General features: G+C 67.1%; 10 protein-coding genes and 1 pseudogene. 10 read left to right on the top strand and 1 reads right to left on the bottom strand.

The features are described from left to right. Positions 1 to 34: 34 nt before the first annotated feature. The 4 genes from QZM67_RS09385 (at position 35) to QZM67_RS09370 (ending at position 3,804) form a co-directional block, all read left to right on the top strand. On the top strand, positions 35 to 1,177 hold the full coding sequence (locus tag QZM67_RS09385; RefSeq protein WP_301802050.1) for a 2-dehydro-3-deoxygalactonokinase: 1,143 nt from the start codon (positions 35 to 37) through the stop codon (positions 1,175 to 1,177). A 2-nt stretch (positions 1,178 to 1,179) separates the two neighbouring features. After that, complete coding sequence (locus QZM67_RS09380; protein ID WP_301802048.1) at positions 1,180 to 2,958, top strand: right-handed parallel beta-helix repeat-containing protein; 1,779 nt, start codon at positions 1,180 to 1,182, stop codon at positions 2,956 to 2,958. A gap of 162 nt (positions 2,959 to 3,120) precedes the next feature. After that, positions 3,121 to 3,597 (top strand): universal stress protein, encoded by a 477-nt coding sequence (locus QZM67_RS09375; RefSeq protein ID WP_175021671.1) that lies wholly within the window; start codon positions 3,121 to 3,123, stop codon positions 3,595 to 3,597. Between the two features lie 15 nt (positions 3,598 to 3,612). After that, positions 3,613 to 3,804 carry a DUF2964 family protein gene (locus tag QZM67_RS09370; RefSeq protein ID WP_174932689.1) on the top strand — a complete coding sequence of 64 codons (192 nt, stop codon included), beginning with the start codon at positions 3,613 to 3,615 and terminating at the stop codon, positions 3,802 to 3,804. Positions 3,805 to 3,939: 135 nt separating this feature from the next. On the opposite strand, the gene QZM67_RS09365 is transcribed toward QZM67_RS09370, so the two are convergent. After that, on the bottom strand, positions 3,940 to 5,124 hold the full coding sequence (locus tag QZM67_RS09365; protein WP_301802043.1) for a tetratricopeptide repeat protein: 1,185 nt from the start codon (positions 5,122 to 5,124) through the stop codon (positions 3,940 to 3,942). Positions 5,125 to 5,566: 442 nt separating this feature from the next. On the opposite strand from QZM67_RS09365, the pseudogene QZM67_RS09360 reads away from it, so the two are divergent. From QZM67_RS09360 to QZM67_RS09335, 6 genes and pseudogenes are all read left to right on the top strand, one after another. Further along, positions 5,567 to 9,340, top strand: a pseudogene (locus QZM67_RS09360) (nitrate reductase subunit alpha). Beyond that, positions 9,337 to 10,866, top strand: coding sequence for a nitrate reductase subunit beta (gene narH, locus QZM67_RS09355; RefSeq protein WP_301802041.1), 1,530 nt, complete (start codon positions 9,337 to 9,339; stop codon positions 10,864 to 10,866). Before QZM67_RS09360 ends, narH begins: the two are co-directional and overlap by 4 nt. Beyond that, the gene (gene narJ / locus QZM67_RS09350) at positions 10,866 to 11,561 is read left to right on the top strand and encodes a nitrate reductase molybdenum cofactor assembly chaperone (protein WP_089454349.1); all 696 of its coding nucleotides are present in this window, start codon (positions 10,866 to 10,868) and stop codon (positions 11,559 to 11,561) included. The genes narH and narJ overlap by 1 nt, the downstream gene beginning before the upstream one ends. 26 nt (positions 11,562 to 11,587) lie before the next feature. Beyond that, a complete protein-coding gene (gene narI / locus QZM67_RS09345; protein WP_043192090.1) occupies positions 11,588 to 12,271 on the top strand; it encodes a respiratory nitrate reductase subunit gamma in 684 nt (227 codons plus the stop codon). Between the two features lie 9 nt (positions 12,272 to 12,280). Further along, complete coding sequence (locus tag QZM67_RS09340; RefSeq protein ID WP_301802036.1) at positions 12,281 to 13,066, top strand: peptidylprolyl isomerase; 786 nt, start codon at positions 12,281 to 12,283, stop codon at positions 13,064 to 13,066. 15 nt (positions 13,067 to 13,081) lie between these two features. Next, complete coding sequence (locus QZM67_RS09335) at positions 13,082 to 14,350, top strand: nitrate/nitrite transporter (protein WP_175021676.1); 1,269 nt, start codon at positions 13,082 to 13,084, stop codon at positions 14,348 to 14,350. Positions 14,351 to 14,354: the final 4 nt, after the last annotated feature.

Raw genomic sequence — 14,354 nt, 5'->3', positions numbered from 1 at the left:
GCCGCGAGTCGCAACCGTCAAACAGAGGAATCCTATGCAAGATGCAATACCACGACCAGGCGGCCCCTCGCCGGTGCCACGCCTGATCGCGCTCGACTGGGGCACCACGTCGCTGCGCGCGTACCTGATGACGGATGCGCGGACCGTGCTCGACGAGCGGGCCGCGCCGAAGGGCGTGATGCAGCTGGGCGGCGCGGGCGCCGCGATCGCCGACGCATGCGATGCGGCCTTCGAGGACGTGTGCGGCGCATGGCTCGATGCGTGGCCGGCGCTGCCGGTCGTCGCGGCCGGCATGGTCGGCAGCACGCAGGGCTGGCGCGAGGCCCCGTATGCGGACGTGCCGATCGACGCGGCGCGGCTTGGCGCGTCGCTGCAGTCGGTGCGTGCGCGGCGCGGCGTGACCGTGCACATCGTGCCGGGGCTGATCCAGCGCGGCGAGCTGGCGAACGTGATGCGCGGCGAGGAGACGCAGATCGTCGGTGCGTTGCAGGCGGGCGGCGCGTCGCCCGGTTCGGCGTTGGTCCGGTGGATCGGTCTGCCGGGCACGCATTCGAAATGGGTCGCCGTGCGCGGCTCGCGCGTCGAGCGCTTCCGCACGTTCATGACGGGCGAACTGTACGCGCTGCTGTGCACGCACAGCCTGCTCGGCCGCACGATGCAGCCGTCGGCCGGGTTCGCGCGCGACGCCTTCGAGCGCGGCGTGCGCGCCGCACAGGCCGGCCATGCGACGGGGCTGCTCGCGACGATCTTCGGCAGCCGTGCGCGGCTGCTGGCCGGCGATCTGGCGCCCGACGAGCAGGCCGACTACCTGTCCGGCGTGCTGATCGGTCATGAGCTTGCGGGGCTGGCGGCCGAAGACGGTGGGCCAGGCGGTGCGACCCGCGATGACGCGCCGCGCCCGATGCTGATCGGCGACGCCGCGTTGTGCATGCGTTACCGGCATGCGGCATCGCTGTTCGGCTGGCCGCCCGTCGACACGATCGACGGCGCGGCGGCAGCCGGCCTGTGGGTGCTGGCCGAGCGGGCGGGGCTGCTGCCCGCGGCAAGCGAGGAGGGGGCGCCGGTTCGTCTCGACGAACCGGCTGCCGGAATGGGCGGCCGGCATGAGGATCGAACCGCGGATCGACCTGCGGTCGACCCGGTGCCGGATCACGAATGCAATATTTCGGGAGACTGACTTTGAAACACTGGAAGATTGTCGCAGCGCCGCTGATCGGCGCGCTCGCAGCATGCGGTGGCGGGGAATCGGCGGACGGCGTCGCGGCCGGGCAGCAGCTTGCCGCCGCGCCCGCTGCCGGAAAGACGGCCGATGACGTGCCCGGCACGCTGCACGTCGACTGCTCGCTCGGCGCGAACGGAACGGGCTCGCCCGCGACGCTCGGCTCCGCCGCGAATCCGATTCACGATCTCGCGACGCTGAACCGGATCGTGCTCGCGCCCGGCATGCATGTGCGCTTCAAGCGCGGCACGACCTGCGACGGCAGCTTTACGCCGGCACCGGGCAGCACCGGCGCGGCTGGCGCGCCCATCGTCGTCGATGCGTACGGCGACCCGAAGGCGCCGCGCCCCGTCATCGCGGCCGGCTGCACCGATGCGACGGCCGACCCCGACCAGTCGATCACCGAGCAGCACAAGACGCCGAGCGGGTTCAGCGGCTATTACTCGCTATGCAAGTCCGACAATCCCACGGTGAATCGTGCGGCCATCTATCTCTACAACACCCAGTACTGGGAGATCCGCTCGCTCGAGCTGACCAACGATGCGACGACGCCCGGCGGGCGCCTCGGGCTGTATGTGCGGCTCGAGGATTACGGCACGGGCAGCCACTATCACGTCGACGACGTGTACGTGCATCACGTGCGCGGCTATCTGAAAGACGTTGCCGGCAATACGGTCGGGTCGTACAAGACGACCGGCGGGATGCTGTTCGAAGTGACCCGCGACAACGAAGTCGTCGGTACGAAGGAGAAGCGGACCGGCTTCGACGACATCGCGGTCGAGAACAGCGAGATCTACAACGTCGACGCGGTGGCGCTGTCAACGCGATCCGCGTGGATGTGCCGGGAGGGTGGTGCGCCGTGCGGCGACTATCCGCCGTACAAGGGCAACTCGGCCTACCTCACGAATCCGGCCACGCAGGCATCGACCGACTATTTCCCGATGACGCGCGTCGTGTTCCGCAACAACCTGATCCACAACGTCGGCGGCGACGGCATCATCGTCCGCACGGCAACCGCGCCGCAGGTCGAGGCGAATCACCTGTACGACATCTGGATGCGGGCGCCGGGCAACAGCGCCGGCGCCTGGGCGATCAACACGGACGATGCGCTGTTCCGCTACAACGAAGTCAACGGCGTGCGGCTGCAGAACAATATCGAGGCCGGCGACGGGATGGCGTTCGACGCCGATCTCGGCACGCGCAACACGCGCGTGGCCGCGAACTTCAGCCACGACAACGACGGCGGGCTGATGCTGTTCTGCGGATGCGGTTCCGACGGGCTCGGCCACGTCGCGCAGGAAACCGGTGCGATCGTCGAGAACAACCTGAGCCTGAACGACAAGCGGCGGATCGTGTCCGCCGCGGGCTCGGCCGATTCCGTCGTGCGCGACAACGTCGTGATCACGCGCACGCCGGGCCTGATCACGCCGATCGTCGAAAACCTCAGCTATGCGAACGCGTTCCAGGTGACGGGCAACCGCTTCTACAACGCATCGGACAGCGGCGCGATCTTCCGGACGAAGAATCCGCAAGGCAGCTACGCCAACATCGTGTGGAGCGGCAACACGTACTTCGGCTACGCGGCGGACCCCGAATTCACCGGGCCGAACTATCGTCACGGCGCCCAGCCCGATACGGTCCTGCCGTTCGCGGGACAGGACGTGGATGCGGTCGCCAGCGAATGGTCGCGTGCCAGCGGGTTCGACAAGTACAAGTACCGCGCGCCGTACGCACGATGACGCACCGGCCGCCGGTGCGGGGCGGCGCCCTGCGTCGGCCGGTCGCAGCGTGAATGCCGGCGCGACTTGATCGCCGTCAACATTCGAACCCGCCATCCGCCGATGATGGTGACAGGGCCGAGCGCGATCAGACGCGCGGCCAATCATCCCAGCGAGGTTCGCATGTACGAGAAGATCATGGTGGCCGTCGACGGCAGCGCTTCGTCGAAACAGGCGCTTGCCGAGGCAGTGAAGGTTGCGCTGGCGGGCGACGCGCACGTCAGCGTCGTGTACGTGGTGGACAAGTCGGTGTTGTTCACGTACGCGGGCCGTTTCGACCCGCACGCGCTGGTCGAGGAAATCCGCGACGACGGGCGCAAGGTGCTGCGCGAAGCGGAGCAGATCATCGCGCTGGCCGGCGCGAAGGGCGAGGCCGAACTCGTCGAGACCGAGAGCATCGGCGAGGACATCGCGGAACGCCTGCAGCGCTACGTGAAGGAATGCGGGATCGATCTCGCGGTGGTCGGTACGCACGGGCGGCGCGGCATCCGGCGTGTGCTGCTCGGCAGTGTCGCCGAGCGCTTCGTGCGCGGCTCGAAGTGCCCGGTGCTGCTGATCCGCGGCGACGATGACGACGGCGCAGCGGCTGCCGCTGCTTAACGCGGCGGGTGCGCGATGATACGTCGCCAGTACCGGATCGTCGTCGCGGCGATCGCCGTGTTCGTGTCGCTCGCGGGGATGATGGCCGTCGTGTCGGGGCTGCTGTTCGACAACGCGATGGCGCTGCGCGGCGGCGCGATCGCACTGGTCGTTGGCGTGGCGGGCTTCGTCGTGATGCTCAATCCGGGCGCGAAAGGCGAGGAGTGACGGAAGCGAGCGTGGCCGGCCTTGTCCGGGGATGGTGCCGGGACTAAACACCTAGGCCGGTAGCCGCTTTCCACACTTCTGGCAACAGCCGTTGCGGCGCCATGCGTCCGCTTGCCTGTCCGCTCGTATCGCCGGTTACTCGCTTGCCGTACCCGACGCCTTCGCGCCATCCTGCCCGAGCGGTATCGCCAGCCGCTTCAACGTCTCCGCCAGGTCCGCGTTCTCCGGCTGGACCTTCCGCGCCTGCGCGAACGCATCGCGCGCGGCATCCTCGCGGCCCAGCTTCCACAGCACTTCCCCCTTGTGCGTCAGCCCGCTCGCATAGGCTTCGAGCGTGCCCTTGTCCGTGTCGTCGTCCTTCGCGAAGATCGCGATCGACCGGTCGAACCACGTCAGCGCGTCGTCGTTGCGACCGAGGCGATACAGTGCCCAGCCCTTGCTGTCGAGCGCATACGCGTCGTTCGGTGACGTCGCCAGGTGCGCATCGATCATCGCCATCGCACGATCGATCTTCAGGCCCGCATTGACGAGGTCGTAACCGACGCTGTTCAACATGCGATCCGAGAAGTGGCCGACCTCGAGCGCGGTGTCGATGCGGCCTTCGTCCCGCTCGGCAATCGCCAGCGCGACCATCTTGGCCGCGATCTGTTGCTGGAGTGCCTGGCCGAGGTGCTGGCCGTCGGCGACCAGGCTGCCGAGATACTGCGTGTAGAGATCGGGCACGCCCGGATTGCCGGCACTGTTGGCGATGTCCGTGGCGGGCCCGGCACACCAGTCGGTGTCCGCGGGCACGCGCAATACCGTGGGGTGCAACCAGAGCTTGCGGTCCACCTGCGATTGCGCGAAGACGGTATAGCCGTTGGCATCGATGCGCCCGCAGGCCAGGTATGCGCCCGTCACGTCGAGTACATACGAGTAACGGCCGTAGGGCCGCCCCGTATCTTCGTCGATCACGCGAAACGTCCCGCCCATGTCGCCTTCGCCGACGACAGACTGAAGCGCCCACTCGCTCTCGGGATGACGGGCGGGCAGGCGAATCCGCACCGTGCGTCCGGCGGCATCGGTCGTGCCGAACACGACGCTTTCGCCGCCTTCTTCATAGGGAGGCAGCCCCGCGATCACCTGCCCGGGCAGCAGCAGCCGGTAGCGTGCATTCGGCAGCGGCTGGTGCGTGACGGGGTCGCGCAGCACGAATTGATGCACATAAGCCCCTTTGCCGAACGACGCGGTCGGCGGGACATAGGTGCGTGCGTGGGCAGCGGGCAGGACGGTGCAGCTCAAGGCCGCGGCAGCGAGCGCGGCGAGAAGTCGGGATGACATGAAATTGCAGTGCTTATTGGTATGAGTTTTATGGGTCGACGGCCGGAAATGGAAATGCGCTGAAGCTGTTGCGCAACCGTCGACCAGCAACCGGCTGCGGCATGCGAATCCCGCTACGGATGGCAGGGATGTTCAGCGCATTTCAATGCGAAATCCGAGCGCCGCTACGCGATGCAGGGAAGCGGCGGACGGATGACGCGCGAATGCAGTGCGCAGCATAGCAGGGCTTGCCGCGCGCTCGCGCCCCAGGTGGCGTTTGCTGTTGCGCGCGGATCAACGATATCGTGATTTGTATCAAGTCATGATATGTCGATCCGCCCGACAATCGATTCGACCACGGTGGAAAGGGCGAAACGAATGCGATCCGATCGACCTTTACATCCGCCATTTCACCTCCTTAAATAATCAGGGTCTGCCAAAAGACCGGAAAAACGAGATCCCCATGAGCCATTTCCTGGATAGATTGCGTTATTTCTCCACCACGAGGCCACGCTTTTCCGACGGACACGGTGCCGTCACGGACGAGGACCGAAAATGGGAAGACGGCTACCGGCTGCGCTGGCAGCACGACAAGATCGTCCGCTCGACCCACGGCGTGAACTGCACGGGCTCGTGCTCGTGGAAGGTCTATGTGAAAGGCGGGATCGTCACCTGGGAAACCCAGCAGACCGACTATCCGCGCACGCGCCCCGACATGCCGAACCACGAGCCGCGCGGCTGCTCGCGCGGTGCGTCCTACTCCTGGTATCTGTATAGCGCGAATCGCCTGAAGCATCCGATGGTGCGCAGCGCGCTCGTGAAGCTGTGGCGCGAACGCCGCCGCACGCTTGGGCCCGTCGACGCGTGGCGCTCGATCGTCGAAGACGACGAAGCGCGCCGTTCGTACCAGAGCCGGCGCGGGCTCGGCGGCTTCGTGCGCGCGAGCTGGGACGAGGTCAACGAGATCGTTGCGGCCGCAAATGTCCACACTGTGAAGCAGCACGGCCCCGATCGCGTGGTCGGCTTCTCGCCGATTCCGGCGATGTCGATGGTGTCGTATGCGGCGGGTTCCCGTTACCTGTCGCTGATCGGCGGCGTGTGCCTGAGCTTCTACGACTGGTATTGCGACCTGCCGCCTGCGTCGCCGCAGACCTGGGGCGAGCAGACCGACGTGCCGGAATCGGCCGACTGGTACAACTCGACGTTCATCATGATGTGGGGCTCCAATGTCCCGCAGACACGTACGCCGGACGCGCACTTTCTCGTCGAGGCGCGCTATCGCGGCACCAAGGTCGTGTCGGTGTTCCCCGACTACTCGGAAGGCGCGAAATTCGGCGACTTGTGGCTGCACCCGAAGCAAGGCACCGACGCGGCGCTTGCGCTCGCGATGGGGCACGTGATCCTGAAGGAATTCCATCTGGCGGGGAAGAGCGACTACTTCACCGACTATTGCAAGCGCTATACCGACATGCCGTGCCTCGTGCGCCTCGTGCCGCACGGCGACGGCTACGTGCCCGAGCGTCTCGTACGCGCATCCGACTTCGACGATGCGCTCGACGAAGCCGCGCATCCGGACTGGAAGACCGTGATGATCGACGATGCGACCGGCGAGTTCGTCGTGCCGGTCGGCTCGGTCGGGTTCCGCTGGGGGCAGCAGGACGAAGCCGACAAGGGCAAGTGGAATCTGCGCGGCGAGACGTCGAAGGGCGCGGCACTCGCGCCGCGGCTGTCGTGCACGGCCGCGCACGACGACGTGGTCGACGTGCTGTTCCCGTATTTCGGCAACCAGCCGCACGCGCATTTCAATTCGACGCAGCACACGTCCGAGCTGTCGCGCCGGATCGGCGTGCGGCGCATCGCGACGCGCAACGGCGACCTGCTGGTCGCGACCGTCTACGACCTGTTCGTCGCCAACTACGGGCTCGACCAGGGCCTCGGCGGCCGCGACGTGGCCGCGAGCTACGACGACGACCTGCCGTACACGCCTGCCTGGCAGGAAGCGATCACCGGCGTGAAGCGCGCGGACGTGATCTCGGTCGCGCGGCAGTTCGCGGAGAACGCGCACAAGACGCAAGGCAAGTCGATGGTGATCATCGGCGCCGGGATCAACCACTGGTTCCACATGGACATGTCGTACCGCGCGATCATGAACATGCTGATCATGTGCGGCTGCGTCGGCAAGCCGGGCGGTGGCTGGTCGCACTACGTGGGCCAGGAGAAGCTGCGCCCGCAAACCGGCTGGACGGTGCTATCGGGCGCGCTCGACTGGAGCCGCCCGCCGCGCCAGATGAATGCGACGTCGTTCTTCTACGCGCACACCGACCAGTGGCGCTACGACCCGATGGACCCGGCCACGCTGCTGTCGCCGCTCGCGGACAAGTCGCAGTTCCACGGCGCGCCGATCGACTACAACGTGCGCGCGGAACGGATGGGCTGGCTGCCGTCCGCGCCGCAGCTCGCGGTGAATCCGCTGAAGGTCGGCGCGGCGCTCGCCGATCCCGCGCATGCCGGTGCGGCGCTCGCGCAGCAGTTGAAGGCGGGCACGCTGAAGTTGGCGAGCGAGGATCCCGATGCGCCGGAGAACTTCCCGCGCAACCTGTTCGTGTAGCGCTCGAACCTGCTCGGTTCGTCGGGCAAGGGGCATGAATATTTCCTGAAGCACCTGCTCGGTACGACCCACGGCGTGCAGGGCGAGGATCTCGGCGCGACCGGCGGCACGCGCCCCGAGGAAGTGACGTGGCATGACGACGCGCCGCGCGGCAAGCTCGACCTGCTCGTGACGCTCGACTTCCGGATGTCGACGACCTGCATGTACTCGGACGTCGTGCTGCCCACCGCGACGTGGTACGAGAAGGACGACATGAACACGTCCGACATGCACCCGTTCATCCACCCGCTGTCGGCGGCCGTCGATCCCGCGTGGGAATCGAAGAGCGACTGGGAGATCTTCAAGGGGATCGCGAAGCGCTTCTCCGAACTGTGCGACGGGCATTTGAGTGTCGAACGCGACGTGGTGCTCGCACCGATCGCGCACGACACACCGGGCGAGCTCGCGCAGCCGTTCGACGTGCAGGACTGGAAGCGCGGCGAATGCGAGCCGGTGCCGGGCCGCACGATGCCGAACGTGACCGTCGTCGAGCGCGACTATCCGAACACCTACGCGCGCTTCACGTCGCTCGGGCCGCTGATGGACAAGCTCGGCAACGGCGGCAAAGGCATCGGCTGGGACACGAAGGACGAAGTGAAGCTGCTCGGCGAGCTGAACTACAAGGTGGCCGACGGCGCGGCGCAAGGGCGGCCGCGTATCGACACGGCGCTCGACGCGGCCGAGGTGATCCTCGCGCTCGCGCCCGAGACCAACGGCGAAGTGGCGGTGAAGGCGTGGCGCGCACTGTCCGGCATCACGGGCATCGACCATACGCACCTGGCCGCCGCGCGCGCGGACGAGAAGATCCGTTTCCGCGACATCCAGGCGCAGCCGCGCAAGATCATCTCGTCGCCGACGTGGAGCGGGATCGAATCCGAGCACGTGTCGTACAACGCCGGCTACGTGAACGTGCACGAGCTGGTGCCGTGGCGCACGATGACCGGCCGCCAGCAGCTCTATCAGGATCATGCGTGGATGCGCGCGTTCGGCGAATCGCTGTGCGCATACAAGCCGCCGGTCGATACGGGCAGTTACGCGCACATGGTCGGCACGCGTTCGAACGGCAACCCGGAACGGGTGCTGAACTTCCTGACGCCGCACCAGAAGTGGGGGATCCACAGCACCTACACGGACAACCTGCTGATGCTGACGCTGTCGCGCGGCGGCCCGATCGTGTGGATGTCGGAGGACGACGCGAAGGCGATCGGCGCGGTCGATAACGACTGGATCGAGTGCTACAACTCGAACGGCGCGTTGTGCGCGCGGGCCGTGGTCAGCCAGCGGATTCCGTCCGGGATGGTGATGATGTACCACGCGCAGGAGAAGATCGTGAACACGCCGGGCTCCGAGATCACCGGCACGCGCGGCGGCATCCACAACTCGGTCACGCGCATCGCGCTGAAGCCGACCCATATGATCGGCGGTTATGCGCAGCTCGCGTACGGCTTCAACTACTACGGCACGGTCGGCTCGAATCGCGACGAGTTCCTGATCGTGCGCAGGATGAACAAGATCGACTGGCTCGATGGCGAAGAGACCGCGGTCGACCCCACAACGCAAGCCGTACGGGCTACCGGAGAAACGTCATGAAGGTACGCGCACAGATCGCGATGGTGCTGAACCTCGACAAGTGCATCGGCTGCCATACCTGCTCGGTGACCTGCAAGAACGTATGGACGAGCCGCGAAGGAATGGAATATGCGTGGTTCAACAACGTCGAGACGAAACCGGGCATCGGCTACCCGAAGGACTGGGAAAACCAGGACCGTTGGCGCGGCGGCTGGAAACGGCGTGCCGACGGCAAGATCGAGCCGCGTCTCGGCAGCAAGTGGCGGTTGCTCGCGCAGATCTTCGCGAACCCGCACCTGCCCGAGATCGACGATTACTACGAGCCGTTCACGTTCGACTACGCGCACCTGCAGGAAGCCGGCAATACGCGCGCGATGCCGGTCGCGCGGCCGCGCTCGGTGATCAGCGGCCAGCGGCTCGAGAAGATCGAGTGGGGGCCGAACTGGGAGGAAATCCTCGGCGGCGAGTTCGAAAAGCGCGCGAAGGACTACAACTTCGAGAATGTGCAGAAGGAGATCTACGGGCAGTTCGAGAACACTTTCATGATGTACCTGCCGCGCCTGTGCGAGCACTGCCTGAACCCGGCGTGCGTCGCGTCGTGCCCGTCGGGCTCGATCTACAAGCGCGAGGAAGACGGCATCGTGCTGATCGACCAGGACAAGTGCCGCGGCTGGCGCATGTGCGTGTCGGGGTGTCCGTACAAGAAGATCTACTACAACTGGCAGAGCGGCAAGGCCGAGAAGTGCATCTTCTGCTATCCGCGCATCGAGGCCGGCCAGCCGACCGTGTGCTCGGAAACCTGCGTGGGCCGCATCCGCTATCTCGGCGTGCTGCTGTACGACGCCGACCGGATCAGCGAGGCGGCCAGCGCCGAGAACGAGAAGGATCTGTACGAAGCGCAGCTGTCGCTGTTCCTCGATCCGGACGACCCGGCCGTGATCGCGCAGGCCGAACGCGACGGCGTGCCGGCCGCCTGGATCGACGCCGCGCGGCGGTCGCCGACCTACAAGATGGCGATCGACTGGAAGATCGCGTTCCCGCTGCATCCGGAATACCGGACGCTGCCGATGGTGTGGTACGTGCCGCCGCTGTCGCCGATCAACGCGGCCGCGAACAGCGGGGACCTCGGGATGAATGGCTACCTGCCGGACGTCGAATCGCTGCGCATCCCGCTGCGCTATCTCGCGAACCTGCTGACGGCCGGTGACGAGGCGCCCGTGAAGCTCGCGCTCGAGCGGCTGCTCGCGATGCGCGCGTTCATGCGCGCGCGCCACGTGGACGGCATCGACGCGCGCGGCGTGCTCGACCAGGTCGGGCTGTCGCTCGCGCAGGTCGAGGAGATGTACCGCTATCTCGCGATCGCGAACTACGAGGATCGTTTCGTGATCCCGACCACGCATCGCGAGTATGCGGAGAACGCCTACGACCTTCGCGCGTCGTGCGGCTTCTCGTTCGGCAACGGCTGCTCGGATGGCCGTTCGGAGGCCAGCCTGTTCAGCCCGAGGAAGGGCAGCAAGACGATTTCGATCCACGAGGCTTCCCGATGATGAGCACCGCATCCGATCCGACCTATGCGGCGCTCGCTGCGCTGCTTGATTATCCCGACGAGGCGCTCGTTGTCGCGCTCGATTCGATCGAAATGCACCTGCGCGAGCATGCGCGCCTGCCGAAAACGGTGCGCGCGGGCCTCGACCGGTTCCTTGCATACGTGCGCGAGCGCGACCTGCTGACGCTGCAGGAGAACTACGTCGGGCTGTTCGACCGTGGCCGCGCGACGTCGCTGTACCTGTTCGAGCATGTGCACGGTGAATCGCGCGACCGCGGGCAGGCGATGGTCGACCTGCTGCAGATGTACGAGCGGCACGGGCTGTTCCTGAACCAGGGCGAACTGCCCGACTACCTGCCCGTGTTCCTCGAATACCTGTCGCGGCTGCCGGCGCCCGATGCGCGCAAGCTGCTCGCCGAAACCGGCGAAATCCTGAGCGCGCTGGCCGGCCAGCTCGCGCAGCGCGGCAGCCATTACGGCTTCGTCGTCGGGGCGCTGCTGCCGATGGCCGGCCTCGCACCGGCCGACGCGCCGGACGACACCGACGACGACGTGGCCGCCGAGCGGCCGAGTGCCGCCGACTACCGCGCGCTCGACGCGTCGTATGCGGACGAGGCCGTGCGCTTCGTCGGCGCGGCCACGCCGGCGGAGGAACCGGTGCGCTTCTACGATCAACGGCCTGCGCGGCGCGCGTAAGCGCGCCGGTTCAACAGGGGAAAGCCATGAACGATTACCTGCATCAATTCCTGTTCGGGATCTATCCGTACATCTGTCTCGCCGTGCTGCTGCTGGGCAGCCTGATCCGCTTCGACCGTGAGCAATACACGTGGAAAAGCGATTCGTCGCAGCTGTTGCGCCACGGCATGCTGCGGCTCGGCAGCAACCTGTTCCACTGGGGCGTGCTGGTCGTCGTGCTCGGGCACTTCGGCGGCTTCCTCGCGCCGCACTGGCTCGTGTCGCCGTTCCTGTCGGCGTCGGGGCACCAGCTCGTCGCGATGGTGGCGGGCGGGGCGGCCGGTGTCGCGGCGATCATCGGGCTGACGATCCTGATCTGGCGGCGCCTCGGCGACCCGCGTATCCGTAAGAACAGCCGCAAGTCCGACATCCTGATCGTGCTGATGCTGTGGGTGCAGCTCGCGCTCGGGCTCGGCACCGTCGTGCTGTCGACGCGCCACATGGACGGCGCGATGTTCGAGCAGCTGACCGACTACGTGAAGGGCGTCGTCACGTTCCGGCCGGACATCGCGAGCCTGCTGGTCGGCGTGCCGCTGACGTACCGGCTGCATATCCTGCTCGGCTTCACGATCTTCCTCGTGTCGCCGTTCACGCGGATGGTGCACATCTGGAGCGGGATCGCGTCGGTCGCGTACCTGATCCGCCCGTACCAGCTTGTGCGCAAGCGCTGAGGAGGCCGCATGAACGACGTTCTCCATGACGTACCGGCCGCGTTGCGCATCAACGGCATCGCGATCGACGACGACGCGGTCGCGGCCGAGGCCGCGCATCACGGCGACGCGCCCGATCCGCTCGACGCCGCACGGCGCGCGCTCGCGGTGCGCGAACTGCTGCGGCAGCGCGCGGTATCGCTCGCGCTGCTCGACGAAGGCGCGCCACTCGACGACGCGGCCGTCGACGCATTGCTCGAACGCGAGCTCACGCACTTGCCCGAACCCGATCGCGCGAATTGCGAGCGCTACTACGCGCAGCATCCGGCGCGCTTTCGCCGCAACGACATCGTCTATGCGAGCCACGTGCTGTTCGCGATGACGGACCGTGTGCCGCTCGCGCCGCTGCGGCAGCGCGCGGAAGCCGCGCTCGCCGACGTGGTGGCCGCACCCGACACGTTCGAAGCGCTCGCGCGCGCGTCGTCGAACTGCCCGTCGGCGGAAGTCGGCGGCAGCCTCGGGCAACTGCTGCGCGGCGACACGGTGCCGGAATTCGAGGCCGCGCTGTTCGACACCGACGGGCTCGGCGTGCTGCCGAAGCTCGTCAATACGCGCTTCGGCTTTCACATCGTGCGCATCGAGCGCCGCGTGCCGGGCGATGCGGTGCCGTTCGACGAAGCCGCCGCGCAGATCGCCGCGTACCTGTCGGAACGCGTGCGGGAGCGGGCGATGCGGCAGTACGTGGCGATTCTCGCGGGTAGTGCGCGCGTCGAAGGTGTCGCGTTCGATGGCGCGAACGGCCCGCTGGTCCAATGAAACGGGGTTTGGCGTATGGCAACTCAACAACAAGGTAACGTGGTGCCGGCCGGCGGCGCGCCGGCGATTCCGCTGCGCGCGTGGTCGGTGCTGGCCGCGAGCACGCTCGCATTCATGGTGTGCTTCGTCGTGTGGATGATGTTCGGCGTGCTCGGCGTGCAGCTGCGCACCGATCTCGGGCTGAACAGCACGGAGTTCGGGCTGCTCACGTCGACGCCCGTGCTGACCGGCGCGCTGATGCGCCTGCCGCTCGGCACCTGGACCGACCGCTTCGGCGGCCGGATCGTGATGACGGTGCTGCTCGTCGTGTGCGCGGTGCCCGTCTATATCGTCAGCTACGCGACGCAGCTGTGGCAGTTCCTGCTGATCGGGCTGTTCCTCGGTTGCGTCGGTGCATCGTTTGCGGTCGGCACGCCGTATGTCGCGCGTTTCTTCCCGCCGCAGCGGCGCGGGCTCGCGATGGGCGTGTTCGGCGCGGGCACCTGCGGCGCGGCCGTCAACCTGTTCGTCACGCCGCTGCTGCTCGGTGCGTACGGCTGGCGCTTCGTGCCGCGCGTCTACGCGGTCGCGCTGCTCGTCACGGCCGCGATCTTCTGGTTCGCGTCGGCGCCGGACCCGGGCGCGGGCAAGCGCGGCGGCTCGTGGCTCGATTCGTTCAAGGTGCTGCGCGACCCGCGCGTGTGGCGGCTGTGCCAGTACTACTCGATCACGTTCGGCGGCTTCACTGCGCTGTCGCTGTGGATTCCGCAGTACCTCAAGAGCGAATACGGGATGTCGCTCGTGATGGCGTCCGCGTTCGCGGCCGGCTTCTCGCTGCCGGGCTCGGTGCTGCGCGCGCTCGGCGGCGCGCTGTCCGACCGCTTCGGTGCGCACGCGGTCACATGGTGGGGGCTGTGGATCGCGTGGATCGCGCTGTTCCTGCTGTCGTATCCGGCGACCGACTTCGTGATCCACACGATCGACGGCACCGCGACGCTGAATGTGTCGATGCCGGTGGCCGGTTTCGTCGCGCTGACCTTCGTGCTCGGCGCGGTGTTCGCGCTCGGGATGGCGTCGACGTTCAAGTACGTCGCCGACGATTTCGCGGACAACATGGGCGTCGTTACGGGCATCGTCGGGCTCGCGGGCGGGCTCGGCGGGTTCCTGCTGCCGATCCTGTTCGGCGTGCTGCTCGACCTGCTGCGCGTGCGCACGACCTGCTTCATGTTCCTGTACGGGATCGTGTGGGTGTCGCTGATCCTGATCTATTTGTCGGAAGTGCGGCGCACGCCGGTCACTGGCTGACGGG

Origin of the sequence: Burkholderia sp. AU45251 (genome assembly GCF_030482905.1) — a bacterium.
Lineage (GTDB): Bacteria > Pseudomonadota > Gammaproteobacteria > Burkholderiales > Burkholderiaceae > Burkholderia > Burkholderia aenigmatica.
Note: the sequence above shows the minus strand (reverse complement) of the source record. Positions and strands in the feature narration are given on the sequence as shown.

Excerpts from the sequence above, each read along its gene's own strand:
- QZM67_RS09385 (WP_301802050.1), top strand. The coding sequence starts at position 35 with ATGCAAGATGCAATACCACGACCAGGCGGCCCCTCGCCGGTGCCACGC.
- QZM67_RS09375 (WP_175021671.1), top strand. The coding sequence starts at position 3,121 with ATGTACGAGAAGATCATGGTGGCCGTCGACGGCAGCGCTTCGTCGAAA.
- QZM67_RS09340 (WP_301802036.1), top strand. The coding sequence starts at position 12,281 with ATGAACGACGTTCTCCATGACGTACCGGCCGCGTTGCGCATCAACGGC.
- QZM67_RS09335 (WP_175021676.1), top strand. The coding sequence starts at position 13,082 with ATGGCAACTCAACAACAAGGTAACGTGGTGCCGGCCGGCGGCGCGCCG.
- QZM67_RS09365 (WP_301802043.1), bottom strand. The coding sequence starts at position 5,124 with ATGTCATCCCGACTTCTCGCCGCGCTCGCTGCCGCGGCCTTGAGCTGC.
- narI (WP_043192090.1), top strand. The coding sequence starts at position 11,588 with ATGAACGATTACCTGCATCAATTCCTGTTCGGGATCTATCCGTACATC.
- narH (WP_301802041.1), top strand. The coding sequence starts at position 9,337 with ATGAAGGTACGCGCACAGATCGCGATGGTGCTGAACCTCGACAAGTGC.
- narJ (WP_089454349.1), top strand. The coding sequence starts at position 10,866 with ATGAGCACCGCATCCGATCCGACCTATGCGGCGCTCGCTGCGCTGCTT.
- QZM67_RS09370 (WP_174932689.1), top strand. The coding sequence starts at position 3,613 with ATGATACGTCGCCAGTACCGGATCGTCGTCGCGGCGATCGCCGTGTTC.